This is a genomic window from Nocardia rhamnosiphila NBRC 108938 (genome assembly GCF_000720425.1).
Classification (GTDB): domain Bacteria; phylum Actinomycetota; class Actinomycetes; order Mycobacteriales; family Mycobacteriaceae; genus Nocardia; species Nocardia rhamnosiphila.
This window is the reverse complement of record NZ_JOAJ01000015.1, coordinates 66,692-84,549: the sequence shown is the minus strand read 5'-3', so window position 1 is coordinate 84,549 and position 17,858 is coordinate 66,692. Positions and strand designations below refer to the sequence as shown.

Annotated in this window: 16 protein-coding genes; 9 read left to right on the top strand and 7 right to left on the bottom strand. The window is 69.6% G+C overall.

What is annotated here, in order from left to right; all coding sequences use genetic code 11:
* Positions 1-57 precede the first annotated feature (57 nt).
* Entirely contained in the window at positions 58-1,254 is a 1,197-nt protein-coding gene (locus tag IG75_RS0134050) for an amidohydrolase (protein WP_030526086.1), read from the bottom strand.
* 20 nt (positions 1,255-1,274) lie between these two features.
* Entirely contained in the window at positions 1,275-2,018 is a 744-nt protein-coding gene (locus IG75_RS0134045; RefSeq protein WP_030525428.1) for a sulfite exporter TauE/SafE family protein, read from the bottom strand.
* A 200-nt stretch (positions 2,019-2,218) separates the two neighbouring features.
* Here IG75_RS0134045 and IG75_RS0134040 point away from each other — a divergent pair, with 200 nt between their 5' ends.
* Together IG75_RS0134040 and IG75_RS0134035 are read left to right on the top strand one after the other, a co-directional pair.
* Entirely contained in the window at positions 2,219-2,887 is a 669-nt protein-coding gene (locus IG75_RS0134040; protein WP_210436873.1) for a GntR family transcriptional regulator, read from the top strand.
* Between the two features lie 56 nt (positions 2,888-2,943).
* A complete protein-coding gene (locus tag IG75_RS0134035; protein WP_030525430.1) occupies positions 2,944-4,257 on the top strand; it encodes an amidohydrolase family protein in 1,314 nt (437 codons plus the stop codon).
* A gap of 4 nt (positions 4,258-4,261) precedes the next feature.
* On the opposite strand, the gene IG75_RS0134030 is transcribed toward IG75_RS0134035, so the two are convergent.
* Genes IG75_RS0134030 through IG75_RS0134010 form a run of 5 tightly spaced genes read right to left on the bottom strand, consistent with a single transcriptional unit; the run spans position 4,262 to position 9,307 of the window.
* Entirely contained in the window at positions 4,262-5,068 is an 807-nt protein-coding gene (locus IG75_RS0134030; protein ID WP_030525431.1) for an ABC transporter ATP-binding protein, read from the bottom strand.
* A 24-nt stretch (positions 5,069-5,092) separates the two neighbouring features.
* Positions 5,093-5,992, bottom strand: coding sequence for an ABC transporter permease (locus IG75_RS0134025; RefSeq protein ID WP_081877331.1), 900 nt, complete (start codon positions 5,990-5,992; stop codon positions 5,093-5,095).
* Positions 5,992-6,963: an ABC transporter substrate-binding protein gene (locus tag IG75_RS0134020; RefSeq protein WP_051715491.1), complete on the bottom strand. Its 972-nt coding sequence runs from the start codon at positions 6,961-6,963 to the stop codon at positions 5,992-5,994. Before IG75_RS0134020 ends, IG75_RS0134025 begins: the two co-directional genes overlap by 1 nt.
* Positions 6,960-8,159 (bottom strand): amidase family protein, encoded by a 1,200-nt coding sequence (locus IG75_RS0134015; protein ID WP_081877332.1) that lies wholly within the window; start codon positions 8,157-8,159, stop codon positions 6,960-6,962. The genes IG75_RS0134020 and IG75_RS0134015 overlap by 4 nt, the downstream gene beginning before the upstream one ends.
* Positions 8,156-9,307, bottom strand: a complete 1,152-nt coding sequence (locus IG75_RS0134010) for an acetamidase/formamidase family protein (protein WP_245713410.1) — start codon at positions 9,305-9,307, stop codon at positions 8,156-8,158. Before IG75_RS0134010 ends, IG75_RS0134015 begins: the two co-directional genes overlap by 4 nt.
* Positions 9,308-9,610: 303 nt before the next feature.
* On the opposite strand from IG75_RS0134010, the gene IG75_RS0134005 reads away from it, so the two are divergent.
* The 7 genes from IG75_RS0134005 to IG75_RS0133970 all read left to right on the top strand — a co-directional run bounded on the left by IG75_RS0134005 (position 9,611) and on the right by IG75_RS0133970 (position 17,740).
* Positions 9,611-10,309 (top strand): FadR/GntR family transcriptional regulator, encoded by a 699-nt coding sequence (locus tag IG75_RS0134005; protein ID WP_051715488.1) that lies wholly within the window; start codon positions 9,611-9,613, stop codon positions 10,307-10,309.
* A gap of 172 nt (positions 10,310-10,481) precedes the next feature.
* Complete coding sequence (locus IG75_RS0134000) at positions 10,482-12,032, top strand: acyl-CoA synthetase (RefSeq protein WP_030526081.1); 1,551 nt, start codon at positions 10,482-10,484, stop codon at positions 12,030-12,032.
* 356 nt (positions 12,033-12,388) lie between these two features.
* Positions 12,389-12,745 carry a hypothetical protein gene (locus tag IG75_RS0133995; RefSeq protein ID WP_030525438.1) on the top strand — a complete coding sequence of 119 codons (357 nt, stop codon included), beginning with the start codon at positions 12,389-12,391 and terminating at the stop codon, positions 12,743-12,745.
* Positions 12,746-12,905: 160 nt separating this feature from the next.
* The gene (locus IG75_RS0133990; RefSeq protein WP_051715484.1) at positions 12,906-14,459 is read left to right on the top strand and encodes a hypothetical protein; all 1,554 of its coding nucleotides are present in this window, start codon (positions 12,906-12,908) and stop codon (positions 14,457-14,459) included.
* A 303-nt stretch (positions 14,460-14,762) separates the two neighbouring features.
* Positions 14,763-17,093 (top strand): sensor histidine kinase, encoded by a 2,331-nt coding sequence (locus IG75_RS0133985; protein WP_245713411.1) that lies wholly within the window; start codon positions 14,763-14,765, stop codon positions 17,091-17,093.
* Positions 17,071-17,292, top strand: coding sequence for a roadblock/LC7 domain-containing protein (locus IG75_RS0133980; protein WP_030526079.1), 222 nt, complete (start codon positions 17,071-17,073; stop codon positions 17,290-17,292). Before IG75_RS0133985 ends, IG75_RS0133980 begins: the two co-directional genes overlap by 23 nt.
* A gap of 73 nt (positions 17,293-17,365) precedes the next feature.
* Positions 17,366-17,740: a DUF742 domain-containing protein gene (locus tag IG75_RS0133970; RefSeq protein ID WP_030526078.1), complete on the top strand. Its 375-nt coding sequence runs from the start codon at positions 17,366-17,368 to the stop codon at positions 17,738-17,740.
* Positions 17,741-17,858 lie beyond the last annotated feature (118 nt).

Genomic DNA, 17,858 nt, shown 5'->3' with positions numbered 1-17,858 from the left:
ATCGGCCGCGCATTGCCGATGGCGGTCGTCGGGATTACACCCCTGTTTCGTATACGATCAGTCGGCCAATTGCCCGTCCCGGGCCACCACCCGGCCGCCCTTGAGGACCAGTTTCCGGGTCGGCACACCGACTACCGCCGCAGCGGGCGTCGCGGCGTCGACCGTCACGAGATCGGCCCGGCCCCCCACGCCGATACCGTGGTCGGCCAGCCCGAGAACCTGCGCGCCGCCGAGAGTTCCGGCGGCCAGTGCCAGTTCGATCTCCTCGTCCGCGAGCAACCGGTCGCGGAAGGCGACGGTGCCGATGCGGCGCAACATATCGCCGTCGCCGTACGGCGTCCACAGGTCCCGGATCCCGTCGTTGCCGAGCGCGAGAGTCGCCCCGGCGGCGTGCATCACCCGCAACGGCACCACCGGCGCGTCACCGACCGCGCAGGTCACCATGGCCACACCCGCCTCGGCGAGCCGGTCGGCGATCCGCCGCTGCTCGTCCGCCGGAAGGGCGCCCATCGCATAGGCGTGACTGATGGTGACCCGCCCGCCCAGACCCGTGGCCTTCGTCCGTTCGATGATCAGCTCGAATTCCCACGCACCGAGGCTGCCGCCGTCGTGCAGGTGGATATCGACCTTGGCGCCGTGGCGTTCGGCCAGCCCGAAGATGATGTCCAGCTGGCCGGTCGGGTCGCCGTCGAATCCGGCGGGATCTATCCCGCCGACCACTTCGACGCCACCCGCCAGCGCTTCGTCCAGCAGTTCCGCGGTCCCGGGCCGGCGGACCAGGCCCCCCTGCGGAAAGGCAACCAACTCGACGTCGACCCGGCCGCGGTGCCGTTCGGCGGCTGTCCGCACTGCCTCCACCCCCGCCAGCCCGACCGAGGGGTCGATATCGATATGGCTGCGCACATGCGCGGTGCCCCCGGTGATCATGGTCGCGAGCAGGGCGGCGGAGTAGTCGGCGCGGGGGATGCCGAGTTCGGCGCGGCGGTTCTCGCCGTTGGCGATCCGGCCGGCCAGCGAGCGTCCGCCGGTATTGGGCACCCAGGGACCGCTCCACAGGGTCTTGTCCAGATGACAGTGGGTATCGACGAAGCCGGGCAGGACCAGCGCACCGGCCAGGTCGAGGGTTTCGACGCCGGCCGCCGCCAGGTTCGCGCCGATCTGCGCGATCCGGCCGTCGCGCAGCAGCAGATCGGCGGTGTCCAGCGGGCGCCCGGGCATCCAGGGGCGCCCGTTACGCAGCAGCAGATCGGTCATGGTTCCTTCTTTCACCCGATTCATGTGAACAACATCGCGATGCCCGCACCGGCACCGAAGACGATCACCACGGCACGAAACGCGCCGGGGCGGAGACGGTCGGAGATCTTGGCGCCCACCATGCCGCCGAGCAGACAGGCCGGAGCCAGGACCGCGACCGACCACCAGTCGACCGGCCCGAACACCGCGACCGCGATCGTCGCGGTGGTGGAGACGGTCAAGGTGAGCACGCTCTTCAGACCGTTGAGCAGGTTGACCGACGCGTCGATACCGAGGGCGAGCGCGGTGAGCAGCACGATTCCCATTCCGCCGTTGAAGTACGCGCCGTAGACCCCACCCAGGAACACACCGGCGAAGAGCGTGAACCGGGAGTCGCTGCCCTTTTCGGCGAGCCGCCGGGAGATCAGCGGCTGGGCGGCGAACAGGGCGGTCGCCGCCAGGACGAGGTAGGGCACCAGGGCGGTGAACACTTCGGGCGGTGCCGCGAGCAGCGCGACCACACCGCCCACGGCGCCGGCCGTACCCACCACGATCAGCCGGGGCAGCAGACTGCGATGTTCGGTCAGCCGGGAGCGCAGCGCGGCGGCGCCCCCGAGGTAGCCGGGCCATACGGCGACAGCGTTGGTCACAGTCGCGGTCACCGGCGGCAGGCCGGCGGCCACCAGGGCGGGAAACGACAGCAGGCTGCCGCCGCCGGCGATGGTATTGCACACACCGGCGCCGAAACCGGCCGCGAGCAGCAGAACCGCGTACACGGGGTCCATGGCGTCCTTCCGATCGAAATCGAGACCGGATCGTATACGAAAATCCGCACCCTCGCCGGGCATGTGCCGCCGGTCACTGCGAAGACACGCCGCTCCCGGGGACCCTCGACGGCAACCGAGACGCTCTCCTGGTATCCAGGTGGAGTGCCGAGCGGCGGATCGTATGCGACCGCCCGCCGATTCCCCGAACCGAGGACCAGGTGGACAGCAAGAACCCGCGGATGACCAAACAGCAGGTGTGCCGCGCCATTCGCGACGACATCATCCGCGGCGTATTCGCACCGGGCCAGCGGTTGACCGAGGACACCCTCGCCGAGAGCTACGGGGTCTCCCGGGTACCGGTACGGGAGGCCTTGCGCACGCTGGAGGCCGAGGGTTTCGCCTACTCGCGGCCCTACGCCGGAACCTTCGTGGCCGAACTGACCGAGGACGAGGCGGCCGATCTGCTGGAGATCCGTGCCCGGCTGGAACCGCTGTGCGCGAGCCGCGCCGCCCACCGGCGCACCCCGGAACAGCTCGGGCGGCTCAAGGAGCTCACCGCGCTGGGCCAGGAATCGGTGCGCTCCGGCCGGCTCGACGATCTGACCAGGCTCAACAGCCGCTTCCACGAGGTGCTGGCCGAGGCATCGGGCAGCAGCCTGCTGGCCGGCCTGATCACCCAGCTCGGCTGGAAGATCGCCTGGGTGTACGCGGTCGAGCTGCCGCGCCGCGCCACCGACTCCTGGGACGAGCACGAGCGGATCTGCGCCGCGCTCGAGGCCCGGGACGCGCAGCTGGCCGAACGGCTGGTCACCGAGCACATCGCCCACGCGACCTCCGCCTACCAATTGCGGCACATCCGCTCCGCGCCCCCGGGCGCCGGTTCGTAACCTCCGCGAAGCAATACGCGGGGGCATCAGAAACAACCGGGTCGTATACAACCGGTGTGACTGTTTCGGAACCCGAGGTAGCCCGGGCGCACGCATCGCCACTCGACCGCACGGATCTGCTGCTACGCGACGCGCGGATCGACGACGAGACCACACCAGTGGATATCGCCGTCGCGGAGGGGGTCATCACGGCGATCGGCCCGGCGCTTGCGCGCACCGCCCCGGCGGAGATCGACTGCGCGGGCCGCGTGGTGATACCCGGCCTGGTGGAATCGCATGTGCATTTGGACAAGGCGCTGCTCGACGCCGAACGCGCGAACCCCGACGGCACCCTGGCCGGAGCCATAGCGATCACCGCGGAGCTGAAACGCGATTTCACCGCCGCGTCGATCCGGGACCGTGCCCGGCGCGTACTCGAGCAGGCGATCGGCAACGGCACCACAGCCATCCGGGCACATCCCGATGTCGACCCCATCGTCGGGCTGCTGGGAGTGCATACGCTGCTGGAGCTGCGCGAGGAGTTCCGCGGCCGGATAGATCTACAAATCGTGGCGTTCCCCCAGGAGGGGATCTTCCGGGCACCCGGCACGCTCGCGCTGCTCCGCGAAGGCCTGCGCGACGGCGCCGATGTGATCGGCGGCTGCACCTACAACGAGGAGTCGGTGGCCGAATGCCGGCGCCATATCGACCTGGTCTTCGAGTTGGCCGCCGAGTTCGGGGTCCCGGTGGACCTGCACGCCGATTTCGCCGACGACACCGCCGACCCGCGTTTCGCGCTGGCCGATTACATCGCCGAGGTCACCGATCGCACCGGGATGGCGGGCAAGGTGACGATCGGCCACGCGACCTCGCTCGCCGCCCGCTCCCCCGCGGATCGGCGCCGGGTCCTGTTCCGGCTCGCCGACGCGGGCGTGGCCGTGGTGCCGCTGCCGGCCACCGATATGTTTCTCGGCGGGCGCGGCGATACGGCCAATATCCGCCGCGGTATCGCACCGGTGCGGGAGCTGTGGGACGCCGGAGTACGGACCGCGTACTCCTCCAACAACATCCGTAATGCCTTCACCCCGTACGGCAACGCCGATCTGCTCGATATCGGCCTGTTCCTGGCCCAGACCTCGCATCTGGCCGGGCCCGCCGAGCTGACCCGGGTCCTCGGGATGGCCACCTACGAGGCCGCCGCGGTGATCGGTATCGCCGACGACTACGGGTTGCGGGTGGGCGCGGCGGCCGATCTGGTGGTCCTGTCGACGCGGCGCGTGGCCGACGCGCTGCTGGACCGCCCCGACCGCTGCTATGTCGTGAAAGCGGGCCGGGTCGTCGCGCGGACGACCCGGACCCGGGAGCTGCTACCGGCGGCCCCGGTCCGATGACGGTTCAGGCGGCGGCCCGGTCGCCCTGATGGATCAGCGCGTCGATCCGCCGCTTGTAGTCGTTGAACTCCGGTGCGGTCGCCTCGCGTTCGCGGGGCAGATCGATGGTGACGACCTCCCGCACATGCCCGGCCGTACCGTGCGCCGTACCGCCCGCCATGACCACCACCCGGTCCGACAGGTACACCGCCTCCTCGACACTGTGGGTGACGAAAACGACCGTGACGCCGGAATCGCGGTGCATCCGGGCGAGTTCGGTCTGCATATCGCCACGGGTGAGGGCGTCGAGCGCGCCGAAGGGTTCGTCCATGAGCAGGACCGCGGGCCGGTTGGCCAGCACTCGGGCGATGGCGACCCGCTGCTGCATACCACCGGAAAGCTGGTGCGGGAACGAATCGCGGACCCGGCTGAGACCGACGGTCGCCAGCGACCGGTCGGTGGTCTCGCGGATATCGTCGCGGGTCATCCGGGCCTGTTTCGGCCCGTAGGCGATGTTCTCGGCGACGGTGAGCCACGGGAACAGGCCGTAGTCCTGGAATACGACACCGCGGTCCGGGCCGGGGCCGGTGACCGGTTCCTCCCCCACCGAAACGGTTCCCTGGGTGGCGTTCTCGAAACCCGCGAGGATGCGCAGCAGCGTCGATTTACCGCAACCGCTGGCGCCGACCACACAGACGAATTCCCCGGCGGCGATATCGAGGTTCACCCCCTCGACCGCGAAACCCGCCGCGGCGGGATAGCGTTTGCCCAGGTCGGCCAGCACGATACGGGCGGGCCGGTGCGGCCGGCGGCGGGTGGAGTAGATCTTCATGTCATCACCTGATCCGAGGAGGGGTCACGGGAGCAGCGGTCGCCGCCCGGCGACCAGGCGTACGGCGAGCATCATGATCCGGTCGGCCGCGAACCCGGCCAGTCCGATCACGATCATGACGGCGACGATGAGGTCGGTACGCGACTGCTCACGCGCCTGGGTGATCAACGCGCCCAGGCCGACCCGGATACCGACCGTCTCGCCGACCACCAGGATCACCCAGGACAGCCCGAGCGCGATCCGCAACCCGGACACGATCGTGGGTATCGCGGCCGGGAGCACCACCTTGTACAGCGTCTGCGCGGGCGGTGTGCCGAGCATGGCGGCGGCCTCGAACAACCGGGCCGGGACCGCGCGGACGCCGGCGATCGTATTGATCAGGATCGAGAACACCGCGGCCAGGAACACCAGGAAAATGGTGGCCCGGTCACCGAATCCGATGATCAGCAGCGACAGCGGTGCCCAGGCCGTCACCGGGATCGGGCGGACCAGATTCAGCGTCGGTTCGAGCATCCGATGGACGAGCGGCGAGCGGCCCATCACGATCCCCAGCGGCACCGCCACCGCGGCCGCGATCGCGAAACCCTGCAGCACGCGCGCCGTACTCGCGTAGAGATGCAACCACAGCGTGCCGCTGTAGGAGTCGTCGACGATCCCGCCCACCGCCAGATCCGCCAGCCGCCGCGCGACTTCCACGGGGGTGGGCAGGAATTGCATCTGGATCCCGAACGGCAGGGTCCAGCCGCCGCCGACTCCACGGTCCCACAGCAGCAGTACCAGCAGCGGTACCGGCAGCGCCCAGCAGATCGCGATGATCCGGGACCGGGCACGACCGCCGCGCGGCTTCGGGTCCGCCGCGCCCGTCGTGGTGCCCGGATCCCTGGGTGCGGTCGTCTGCCCGGTCCGGATTCCCAGGGTGGTCATCACTGCGCGCCCACGGCGTCGAGGAACTCGGTGCGGAAGACGTTCCGCATATCCGGTGCGGCCGGCAACTGGTCGAAGTCCACCATCTGCCGGGCCAGTTCGGTCACCCGCCCGCGGAACTCGTCATCGAGTTCCCAGCGCAGCCACACATTGCCGATGGCGATATCGGTGACCGCCGGGTCCAGGCCGAAGGTCTCCACCAGGCCGGCCGCCCAGGCCGCGCGGTCGCCCTTCATGAAATCGATGGCGCGGGCGAAGACTCGCACGGCGTCGCGGGCCCGGTCGGGGTGTTCGTCGAGGAACCGGCCGTTGCCGCCGACGACGATATTGGTGGCCCCGATCGGGGTCTCGTAGGGCGAGACGATCTCGTGCGCCCCGGCCTGCCGGGCCAGGGAGACGCCCATCTCCGCGCTGAGGAAGGCATCGACACGTCCGGAGCCGTAGGCGCTCGCCATATCGGAGTACGCCAGGTTGACCAGCTGCACATCGGTGTCGGGGTCCAGGCCGTGGGCCCGCAGGGTGAGTTTCAGCGCGATCTCCTGCGACGACCCCGCCGGGAACCCGATCCGCTTACCGCGCAGATCCTGTGGGGTACGGATCTGCGGCAACCCCACGAACCCGGATCCGCCGTCGGCCGCCGACGCGATGATGTGCACATCCTGTTCCGCCGCGACACCGGCGAGCACGGCGGGCGCGCCGAGGACCCCGATATCGACGGCACCCGAGGCGAGCGCGTTCTTGATATCCGGTGAGTTCTCGAACAGGACGATCTCGTAGGTGGTGCCCTCCGGGGCGAAGCGCTGCATGAAATAGGGCGCGTAGAGATGCGGCTGCCCGCGCAGGGTCCCGATCCGGATCGCCCCCGGGTCACCGCCGAGACTGTCCGGGGTGGCGATACAGCCGGTCAGTCCCGCGACCGCCGCCAGCATGACCGCGAGGAACGAGAAGAGGTGACGGAGTGGTCGTTTCATGGTCGGTCCTCACTGTGGATCGAGCCCCCGGCGGGTACAGCGACACTGCTGAGCGCGAGGTGGATCAGGGAGCGGTCGGCGCCCGGCGCGCCGAGCAGGCACAGGCCGAACGGGCCGCCGGTACCGGACCGCAGCGGCACCGTCAGCGCGGGCAGGCCGGCGATGGATGCCAGGCAGGTCAGCCGCAGGGTGCGGGCGCGGGCCTGTTCCCATACCGCCTGCCCGCCCGCACGCCGCGGCGGCCGGGTCGCGGCGGCCGGCAGCAGGAGTACGCGATCACCGAGCGCGGACCGCAGGGTTCGTGCCGCCACGCTCAGGACCTCCCGCGCGCGGGCCGCCTGTGCCGTGGTGACCGTCGCGGCGAAGGCGAACCGCTGCGCCACCGCCGGCTCCAGCACTCCCGGATGGTCGTCCACCCACTCACCATGGTTGGCCCAGGCCTCGAATGCCTGGACCGTGCGGAAGGCGGCGACCCAGCTGTCGGCCACGGGTATTTCGACCGGTCCGGCGCCCAGCGATGCTGCCGCGGTACCGACCGCGGCGGCGATCGCCGGGTCGGCGTATAGGCAGAGGCCGGGATCCACCACGAATCCGGCGGCAGCCGAGGTATCGGTGTCCAGTAGGCAGTCGGCGACGGCCGCCAGAGTCGCCCCGTCACGCGTGATCCAGCCGACGGTGTCGAAGGACTGCGCGAGCGGCAGCAGCCCGGTGGTATCGGCCCGGCCGTGCGTGGTCCGGATCCCCCACAGTCCCTGATAGGCCGCCGGGACCCGGATCGAGCCCGCGGTATCGGTGCCCAGGCCGATATCGGCCGCACCGCGGGCCACGGCGACCGCCGGGCCGCTCGTGGACCCGCCGGGGATCCGGTCGGGCGCCGCCGGGTTCACCGGCATACCGAAACAGCCGTTGCCACCGGTGAGGCTGTAGGCGAATTCGTCGGTCTGCGCGATCCCGCCGACCTGCGCCCCGGCGGCCAGTAGTCGCGCCACCGCGTCCGCGTGCCGGGACGCGGGGGGCTGCTCCCGCCGGTAGGCGGGCACCCCGGCGCCGACGGGGAATCCGGCCACCGCGTACAGGTCCTTCACCGCCACGGTCGTCCCGGACAGCGGGCCCGGCGCGGTGGCCGCCACCAGCGGCGAACCGGTCACCCGCCAGACGCTGGTGTCGAGCCCGGGTTCCATCGCGAGCCCGGTCATCGCGCGCGCTCCAGTACTCGCCGCGCGAAGGCCGTCTCGGCGGACCGGCCGAAATCGGCGCACCGCACCGCGGCGTGCACACCGCGCACCTGATCGACGGCCTGTGAGATCGTGAAATCGGCCGCGGCACTGAGGTACAGGTACGCCTGCCGCGGGTCGGCCTCGAACAGTCCGGTCACCAACTCCACCGCATGCGTGACGCACAATTCGAGTGCGGTGTTCAGATCCGCGTGCAACCCGGTCGGGATCAGCAGGCCGTGCGCCGCGGCGAAGGGCCCGATCCGGCCACCGAATCCGCCGGCGATCTCCGCCGCCGGCACGAGGTCCAGGGTGAGGCGCGCCCGCAGCGGAGCCTCCAGCGCCGTCAGCGCGACCTCGCCGTCGCCCTGCGCGAAATGCGGGTCGCCGATGTAGAGAAGGGCCTCGGGCACCTGCACCGGCAGGAACAGGGTGGCCCCCGCGGTGAGCAGTTTGACGTCGATATTGCCGCCGTGCGGCCCGGGCGGCACCGAGTTCACCCGGGTCCCGGTATCGGTGGCCACACCGATGATCCCCAGGAACGGCGCCAGCGGAAACGTCGCGTGCCCGGCCTTCCCGGCCGTGTCCAGCGGCATCGTGGCGACCCACTGGTCGTCGCCGGGACGCACCCGGCAGAACTGCCCGTAGTCGCCGTCGAATCCGGCCCGCCCGCCGAGCACTCCACGGCCGTGCCGGGTGGACACCACCCCGTAGGGCGCGCGCATGGTGAGCTCATCGATCCGCACGGCCAGCAGATCACCGGGTCGCGCACCGGCGACCGCGATCGGTCCGGTCACGATATGCGGCCCCGCCCCGGGGTCGCGGCTCCGGCGCGCGGCCACGGCCACCGCGTCCTCGAGCACATCGGCGCGGTCCACGCCGCGTTCGCCGAAGTACCGCAGCGGGTCCGAGCCCTGGTCCTCGAGAATCCCCTCGTGGCTGACGGTATCGATCACCACCGTGGTTCCCGGCGCGACCGTGGCGATCGCGGTATCGGTCCGGCAGGGCAGCCGGCCCCAGAAAACCCGGTCGGGTTCGGCCGGTACGTACACCGTGCCCGGGTCGATTCCCATGTCCTGCTGCAGGACCGGAAACGCCGGGGCCGCTTCCTTCGATGCCAGCGTCGTCACCGCGCTCCTTATTGGTCCGACCACTTGATGCACCGACCATAAGAGGCGCGGCACCCGCCCGCGACCGCCGCCGCGGAACGTAACGACCGGTTTACCGGTCGGCAACAGAGGCCCCGAATACACCGGTTATCGGTAACTTTCCCGAAGCACGGCGGGTGCGCGGAAGGCCGCGGCGACAAGCGGACGCGCGACTCGTAGAATCCCTGTCGGAGCAACGATCGAGAATTGGTCGGACCGTGTGGGACGGTCGCCGTCCGCGCCGGACCGGCATCCGTGGCCGAGTGGCCGGTGTCAGGAGGGGCCATGACCAACGCAGAGATTCCGCCGATGCGCCGCCACTCGCGCAGTGTCGGCGCCGAGGTCGCCGCCCACCTGGAGAAGCTGATCATCAGCGGGGAACTGCGCGCCGGGGACCGTCTTCCGCCCGAGCGCGAACTCGCGGCGAGTTTGAACATCTCCCGGTCCTCACTGCGCGAGGCGATGTTCGAGCTGGAATCGAAGAAGCTGGTGCTGCGGCGTCAGGGCCGGGGCAGCACGGTGGCCGATATCTCGCGCGGGGCCTCCCGGCTGTACGAGGACCTGGCCGATCTCGATGTCGAGCTCGGTTATGCCACCGAACTGCGCGATCTGGTGGAGCCGCGGATCGCCGAACTCGCCGCGCTGCGGGCCGTGGAGTCCAATCTGCTCTCGCTCGACGACGTACTGACCCGTTCGCGGGAGAACCTGCCGCCCGGGGAATCGATGCGGCTGGATATCGAGTTCCATACCCTGCTGGCGCATGCGGCGCAGAACCCGCTGCTGGTCACGCTGTGCACGATGACCACCGAATGGACACAGCGCACCCGGGCACTCTCCCACCGCACCGCGCTCGGCCGCCGGATCTCCGTCCAGGGCCACGAGCTGATCTACCGGGCGGTGTGCGACCACGACGGGGCCGCGGCCGCGGCCGCGATGGAACAGCATCTGCGCGAGGTCCGCGAAATCAGCTCACCGAGGGGTTGAGCTGCCCGCGGGCTCGCCAGTTCCGGAAAACCGACGAATCGCGGTTCACTTTCCGCTATCGTCGCGGTCGCCGGGTGATTGCCCGGCGGGGGCCGGTGACGCCGCACGCGTCGCGGGCCCCGGCTCGGCTCGGCGGTCGTCCTCCGATCGCTTCGTTCCGTAGAGGAGCAGTATGTATCCCGGCGCGCATGTCGATGATTTCCCGGATAAACCAGCCGTTATCGTCGCCGAGACCGGCGAGACGCTGACCTATCGGGAGCTGGAGGACAACTCCGTCCGGCTCGCCCGGCATCTGCACGCCGCCGGATTGCGCCGCGGCGATCATGTCGCGTTGCTCTCCGGTAACGACCCGAAGGTCTACGAGGCGTACTGGGCTGCTCTGCGATCGGGGCTTTACATCACCGCCGTGAACCGGCATCTGTCGCCGGCCGAGATCAGCTATATCGTCGGCGACTGCGGCGCGAAGGCGCTGATCGCGTCCGCCGGTCTGCGCGAAGCGGCCGAGGCGATCGTCGAGCAGACGCCCGGGGTGGAGATCCGGCTGGCCTTCGGCGGCCCGGTCGAGGGCTACCAGTCCTATGAGGACGCACTGGCCGCCCAGCCCGCGCAACCGCTGCCCGACCAGCCGCGCGGCGCCGATATGCTCTACTCCTCCGGCACCACCGGGCGGCCCAAGGGCATCAAACAGCCGCTCTCGGACCAGCAGGTCGGTGATCCCCCCGGTGACCCCTACACCGCCGTCTTCGGCCCGCTCTACGGTTTCGGCACCGAATCGGTGTACCTGTCGCCCGCCCCGCTGTACCACGCAGCGCCGCTGCGGTTCGGTGGTGTCGTCCAAGCCCTCGGCGGCACTCTGGTCGTGATGGAACGCTTCGATGCCGAGCAGGCCCTGGCCGCGATCGAACGCTATCGCGTCACGCACAGCCAATGGGTGCCCACCATGTTCGTCCGGATGCTGAAACTCGACGAGGCCGTCCGCTCCCGCTACGACATCTCCAGCCTGAAGGTCGCCGTGCACGCCGCCGCGCCCTGCGCCGTCGACGTGAAGCGCGCGATGATCGAATGGTGGGGTCCGGTGCTCTACGAGTACTACGCCTCGACCGAGGCCAACGGCGCCACCTTCATCGACAGCGAGCAGTGGCTGCGCAAACCGGGTTCGGTCGGCCCGGCCGGTATGGGCTCGATCCGGATCTGCGGCGACGACGGCGCGGAACTGCCGACCGGCGAGATCGGCACGATCTATTTCGAACGCGACGAACTGCCCTTCGCCTATCACAACGACCCGGCGAAAACCGAGGCGGCGATACACCCGGACCATCCGACCTGGACCACCACCGGCGATATCGGCTATGTCGACGCCGAGGGCTTCCTGTTCCTCACCGATCGCAAGGCGTTCATGATCATTTCCGGTGGGGTGAACATCTACCCGCAGGAAATCGAGGACGCGCTCGCCCTGCACCCCGCGGTGCTCGACGTCGCGGTGATCGGAGTCCCCGACGAGGAAATGGGTGAATCGGTGAAGGCCGTGATCCAGGCGGCGCCGGGCGCGACCCCCGGCCCGGAACTCGCCGCGGAACTGCGCGACTATCTGCGCGAGCGCATCGCTCACTACAAGGTGCCGCGCAGTATCGACTTCGCCGACGAACTGCCGCGTACGCCGACGGGCAACGCTCCCTCGCTCCGTCGGTCCAGAATCGGGGGCGGGCCCCGACCATGGAGGTAGACCATCCGGAATAGACAGAAGGTGCATGCTGTCGTGCGCCTCGACCAGCCTGGGGAGGTTCACGACTCTGTCAGTGCTCAAAGGTCTCCACCCTCTGGACGGCCAACCGCACACGCTCAGTCGCTGCGCTCCCTCGCTCCGTCGGTCCAGAATCGGGGGCGGGCCCCGACCATGGAGGTAGACCATCCGGAATAGACAGAAGGTGGATGCAGGCGTGCGCCTGGACCGGCCTCGGTAGGTTGGCGACCCTGTCAGTGCTCAATGGTCGCCGGTCTCCGGACGGTCGGCCGCACACGCCGACCGGGGATGTTTGTTCTGCCGCCCCCGGGAAATACGGCGGGCAGGAGGGCTGAGCGATGACCAACGATGCGGAGAAACGCTGGTCCGACGATGGAAACTTCCGGCGGGCCGTGCGCTACGCGCTCGTCGTGCTCGGCGTCGCGGCACTGGTCTGCGCGGTCACCGCCATCTGGGCGGCGACCGGGCGGTGCCGTGACGCCGACGCACTGCTGTGCGACACCACCGCGCAGACCGCTGTACTTTTCGGACCCGGTCTGGTGCTGCTCGCGGGCGGTATCGGCGCCTTCGTGGAGACCCTCCGGGTCTGGCGACGGGGCGGGCCCTGGCCCATCTGGCAGGGGGCGGGCTGGTTCCTCTTCCTGATCACGCTGTTCTACCTGGGAATCGGCGCGAGCACCGTCCCCGCGGATTGACCGGCGGCCCGCACCTCCGGGTATATCTCCGGCCCTGGTGAGGGCAACCGCCCGGTAGCACTGCTATCTCCGCGGCACCTGTGGCAGACTTTCCAGGACTGCTCGGACTACGGCCGCTCGACGACCGTGCGCGGAAGGTGATGCGGGAATTGAGATCGCGATGGACCTGATCGCCATCGAGGGCCGGGTGGCCGCGGACCGGCTCGCGGCGCGGGACCGAACACCGGAGGCAGAACTCCAGCTGGCCACCACACTGTGTGAACTCGCTTCGGCCTATCTGGCCACCCAGACCGACGGTTCGGTGCGCAACCGGGTGGCCGGCGCGTTGGAGCCCGCGCAGGAAGCGGTGATGATCCGGCTGCGCTGGTTCACCTCCGGTCATGTGTCCGCGGTGTTCGCCAACCAGGTCCAGGACACGCTGCGGCTGCTGGAACAGGCCGCCCGCGCCATCGGCCATCGGGAACTGGCGACCGCCACCATTCGCGACGCCTGCAACGCCTACACCCGGGTGGCGCACGAGTATCCGAATGTCGCGGGGGTCTGCGCGGACGGCCTGTCGAAATGCGGTGTGTGGCTGTGCCGGCCGGATCCGGGCGCGGCCGTGGTGGCCACCGACGAAGCGGTCCGCATCCGGGCCACCCTGTTCGAGGCCGACCCGGAACAGTCCCGGAAGTACCTCGCCACCCTGAACACCCTGCTGCGCACCCTGATGGTGGGCCGGCAGCGTAAGCAGGCGGTGGCCATGTACCGCGAACGCTATACCGCGCTCACCACCGCGGCCATGGCGTCGCAGCTGCGGAACCTGAAGATCGAGGAGATCGGTTTCACCACGAAAACGCAGGCTGCCCTGCGGAAGCTGGAATGCCGGACCCTCGAACGCGCCGGTTACCTGACCCAGCAGCAGATCCTGTATCAAAGCGCCGGGGATCTGGCCACGATCGAGGAGATCAACTGGCAGCTCGCGCTGGTCGGGCTGAAACCGCTGGTGGCCGGGGCGATGCCGGACCAGCCGGCCAAACCGGTGGAGATCGGGTCCTCGTTCGGCGCGTTGAGCGTGCTGTGCTCGGCACCGGATGCGCTGGAACAGGTGCGCGACGCGATCGTCGCCGCGTTCACCGGGGCCGGTGCCGAACCGGTGGATATCAATACCGCCTACGGCGTGGACAAGGCGCACTGGGGCACCCGGGATCCACAACTCAACGCCACCACCGAACTCGGTGAGGACATCGTCCTGGTCGAGCGCATGTCGGGCAGCTGGATCGCGGTGAAGAGCCTCAAATGGGAGCTGACACCGGTGGCGAAGAATCCGCTGGCGCTCGCCCTTTCGCAGCAGTGGCCGGTGATGAGTGTGACGAGCACCGAGAACCTGGCCTACGAGTTGTGCTGGTACGAGCAGGGGTCGGCCACCCAATACGCGGCGCTCGGCCGGCCCGCCGAACCGGTCGCCCTGGATACTCCGCTGGCACCGTTGGATTTCGGCAAACTCGCCGACTACGGCGCGGATTACGCCTCGGAGACCCAGATCCGTTCCGCGTTCGGTAATGCCACCATGTTCGCCAAACTCACCGAACTTCCGGCCAGTGGTATCCGGCAGGCCGCCGAGGCCCAGCCGCTGGCCGGATACGGCGAACGGGTGCTGTGTTTCCGGGTCGCGGGCGCGAAACGCGCGGCTACGGCGGGCAGTGGCAACCGATCACGAGCAATTCCGGAATAAACCGTAACGTCCCGGCTTCGATACCCGAAAAGAATGCCTGGTGAGAGTAGTAGTTTTCGAGACTGAAACGTATTGCTTTCGCTAATGTCTGGTACCGGAGTACGACGCATTGCCGGGAGACCGCAGTGCCGGGATAGTTGGGCGGTGAGCCGGCGGCGATGATGCTGTTCGCGCGCATCCCCGGGAACGAGTTGATCTACTGTGTCCAAGCGGCTGCCTCTCCCCGAGTTCGCATCGACTTCCCGTTCCCGACCGAGTCGAACGCGCGGCCGCGTCGGCATTCGGACCCGGCTGCTCGCCATAGTGCTCATCACCAGCATCACGCTGCTCACGGTCGCCATCGTCGCCGCGGGCTATCTGGTGAAATCCGGTCGGCAGGCGCAGGAATGGGCCGATCTGGCCAGTAGCACCACCACCCCCGCCATTCTGATGGTGCAGGGTCTCGAAGAGGAACGGCGCCTGTCGCTGCTGTATCTGGCGGGCGATCCCGGGGCCGCGCCGGCGCTCGCGGACGCACGGAAACGCTCCGATATCGCCCTGGCCGAGGTCACCGCGAAGGGCGACGCCGCCCAGCGGCTCGATCCCGACGGCTCGGCCGGCCAGATCGAGGGCTACCGCAAACTCTTCGAGGCCGTGCCGAACCTGCGCGCGGCCATCGACGCGCGCGCGATCCCGCGGGAAGAGGCGTTCGGCTTCTTCAGCTCGGTGATCGACACCATCATCGGGGCGTCGGTGCTGGCGGCCCGGGTCGCGCCCGATGCCGGTGTCGGTCTCGCACTCAACTACGGTGTCGAGCCGCTGCGGGCGGCCGAGGCTTTGTCGAAGGCCGACACCCTCGGCGCCGTGGCGGTGACTCTCGGTGAACTCACCGACGCCCAGCTGGTGGAATTCAACCGGCACGTCGGTGAATTCCGGGGTGAGGTCGCGTATTCCGCCACGGTGCTCAAAGGCGACCGGCTGGCCCAGTTGCAGGCCCTCACCGCTTCACCGGCCTGGCGGCAGCTGATCGCCGTCCAGGACGCCGTCATGCTGCGCGGGGCGGTCTCGGCCGAGGACGCGGAGACCGCGGACTCCACGACCGGGCGCACCGGCACCCGTACCGGCTCCGGCTACAGCACCACCGACGAGTCCACCGAGTCCGATACGCCGGTCCTGCCGTTGACCGTCGCGGAGTGGCAGCGGGTTTCCGGCGAGGTCGTCGCCGCCCTGCTGAAACTCTGGGAGGGGCAGAGCGCCGACGCCCACGCCATCGGCCGCGCCCAGGGGGCCGACACCGCCAACGGCTCGCTGGCCGGCGGCGCCGCGGTCCTGGGTATCACGGCGCTGGCGTTCCTGGCCGCGCTCGTACTGGCCAACCGGTTCATCGCGCGGATGCGCCGCCTGCGCGACGACACCCTGAAACTCGCCGACGAGCGGCTGCCCGACATCATGGACCGGCTCGACCGCGGCGAGGACATTGATTCGGCCGCCGAGGTCGCGCGCCTGGACTTCGGTACCGACGAACTCGGCGAAGTGGCCGACGCGTTCAACCGCGCCCAGGTCGCGGCGGTTTCCGCCGCGGTGGCCGAATCCAAGACCCGGGCCGGCTTCCATACCGTGTTCCTCAATATCGCCCACCGCAACCAGCTGGCCGTACACCGCCAGCTCGCCCTGCTGGACAAGGCCGAACGCCAGGAGGAGAACGCCGACCAGCTCGAACTGCTGTTCCAGCTGGACCATCTGGCCACCCGCGCCCGCCGGCACGCCGAGAACCTCATCGTGCTCGGCGGTGAACAGTCGGGTCGCCGCTGGCGCAATCCGGTTCCGCTGTGGGAACTCATCCGCGGCGCGGTCGCGGAGAGCCTGGACTACACCCGGATCCACACCGGACGCGTACCCGATGTGCTGATCGCCGGAAAAGCCGTGGCCGACCTCATCCATCTGCTCGCGGAGCTGATGGACAATGCCACGGCGTTCTCGCCGCCGGAATCCCAGGTCGAGGTATCGGCCTCGGTGGTCGGCCGGGGGGTCGCGGTCGAGGTCGCCGATCAGGGGCTGGGGATGACCGCGGAGGAGATCGCCGAGCGCAACGCCCTGCTGGCCGAACCACCGGATTTCGGCGTCGCGGCCCTCACCGGCGATACCCGTCTCGGCCTGTTCGTGGTGGCCACCCTGGCGGCCCGCCACGGTGTCACGGTGCGTCTGACGGATTCCGTGTACGGCGGCATCAAGGCCATCGCGCTGATCCCGACCGCACTCACCGAATCCGGCGGCCCGGCCCGGCCCGGCCGTCCGGCCCTCGAGCCCGCGGCGGCCGCCGCCCTCGGTATCTCCGCCAACGGGTCCGCCGCACAGGTCGCCGCCCCCGCGCCGCCCCGGCCCGCCGATTCGCAACCCATGACCGTGATCTCGCAGCCCCGCCCGGACGAGGGCGCGCGCCCGGCGCTGCCGCGCCGGCAGCGGCAGTCCGCCGAAGCCGATACGGGGGTCATTCCGGTCGTCGATATGCCGCGCACCCGCACTCCCGAGCAGGCCCGAAACCTCATGTCCGCCATCGAGAGCGGATCCCGGTCCGGCCGCCGTCCCGATTCCGACTCGCCCGCCACCGATCGCACTCCAGAAGAAGGCAACGATGACAACTCCTCCGCGCACTGACCTGAGCTGGCTGCTGGAAGAACTGGTGAGCGGATTGCCGGACGCCGAATCCGCGGTTCTGCTGTCCACCGACGGACTGCTGATGGGCCATTCGACGGGTCTGGAGCGCACCGAGGCCGAACGGTTCGCGGCGATGGCGTCGGCCTTCCACTGCTGGCCACCGAATCCGCGAATATGGGCATGGTCGCGTTCGAGATGAACCGAACCGTCCAGCGGGTCGGCAGCCATCTGGCCGTCGACTCGCGCCCGCGGCCGAACGGGGCGAGACAGCCGTGAACAGGCCGCGCGAACCCTGGGAGGAAGAGGAGGCCGGTCCGGTCGCACGGCTCTACGCGATGACCGGCGGCCGGGGTCGCACCGCGCGCAGCGAACTCACCCTCGACACCATGGTGGTCGATGTCGGAGCCGGCTTCGCCCCGCGGCGGACCGATCCCGAATACGTCGAAATCGTCCGGTTCTGCCGGATACCGCAATCGGTGGCGGAGGTCTCGGCGCAGCTGCGGATTCCGCTGGCCATGACAAAAGTGCTCATCGGCGATCTGATCGATGACGGCCGGCTGGCCGTGCGGGCTCCCGCCGAGAGCACCGACAGCGCGGCCGAGCTCGGTCTGCTGCGGACCATCGCGAACAGCCTGCGGGGTGGTTGAGACCGGGTACCACGCTCGCCACCGTCCCCACCTGGCACCCCGGGTTTCGAACGAACGCCCTTTAACATTTCGGCGGCTTCTGTAGCCGCGCTCACACCGATACCCCGAGCCCCGCTCG

Excerpts from the sequence above, each read along its gene's own strand:
- IG75_RS0133980 (WP_030526079.1), top strand. The coding sequence starts at position 17,071 with ATGACAACTCCTCCGCGCACTGACCTGAGCTGGCTGCTGGAAGAACTG.
- IG75_RS0134015 (WP_081877332.1), bottom strand. The coding sequence starts at position 8,159 with ATGACCGGGCTCGCGATGGAACCCGGGCTCGACACCAGCGTCTGGCGG.
- IG75_RS0134025 (WP_081877331.1), bottom strand. The coding sequence starts at position 5,992 with ATGACCACCCTGGGAATCCGGACCGGGCAGACGACCGCACCCAGGGAT.
- IG75_RS0134045 (WP_030525428.1), bottom strand. The coding sequence starts at position 2,018 with ATGGACCCCGTGTACGCGGTTCTGCTGCTCGCGGCCGGTTTCGGCGCC.
- IG75_RS0134005 (WP_051715488.1), top strand. The coding sequence starts at position 9,611 with ATGACCAACGCAGAGATTCCGCCGATGCGCCGCCACTCGCGCAGTGTC.
- IG75_RS0134030 (WP_030525431.1), bottom strand. The coding sequence starts at position 5,068 with ATGAAGATCTACTCCACCCGCCGCCGGCCGCACCGGCCCGCCCGTATC.
- IG75_RS0133990 (WP_051715484.1), top strand. The coding sequence starts at position 12,906 with ATGGACCTGATCGCCATCGAGGGCCGGGTGGCCGCGGACCGGCTCGCG.
- IG75_RS0134000 (WP_030526081.1), top strand. The coding sequence starts at position 10,482 with ATGTATCCCGGCGCGCATGTCGATGATTTCCCGGATAAACCAGCCGTT.
- IG75_RS0134050 (WP_030526086.1), bottom strand. The coding sequence starts at position 1,254 with ATGACCGATCTGCTGCTGCGTAACGGGCGCCCCTGGATGCCCGGGCGC.
- IG75_RS0133995 (WP_030525438.1), top strand. The coding sequence starts at position 12,389 with ATGACCAACGATGCGGAGAAACGCTGGTCCGACGATGGAAACTTCCGG.
- IG75_RS0134020 (WP_051715491.1), bottom strand. The coding sequence starts at position 6,963 with ATGAAACGACCACTCCGTCACCTCTTCTCGTTCCTCGCGGTCATGCTG.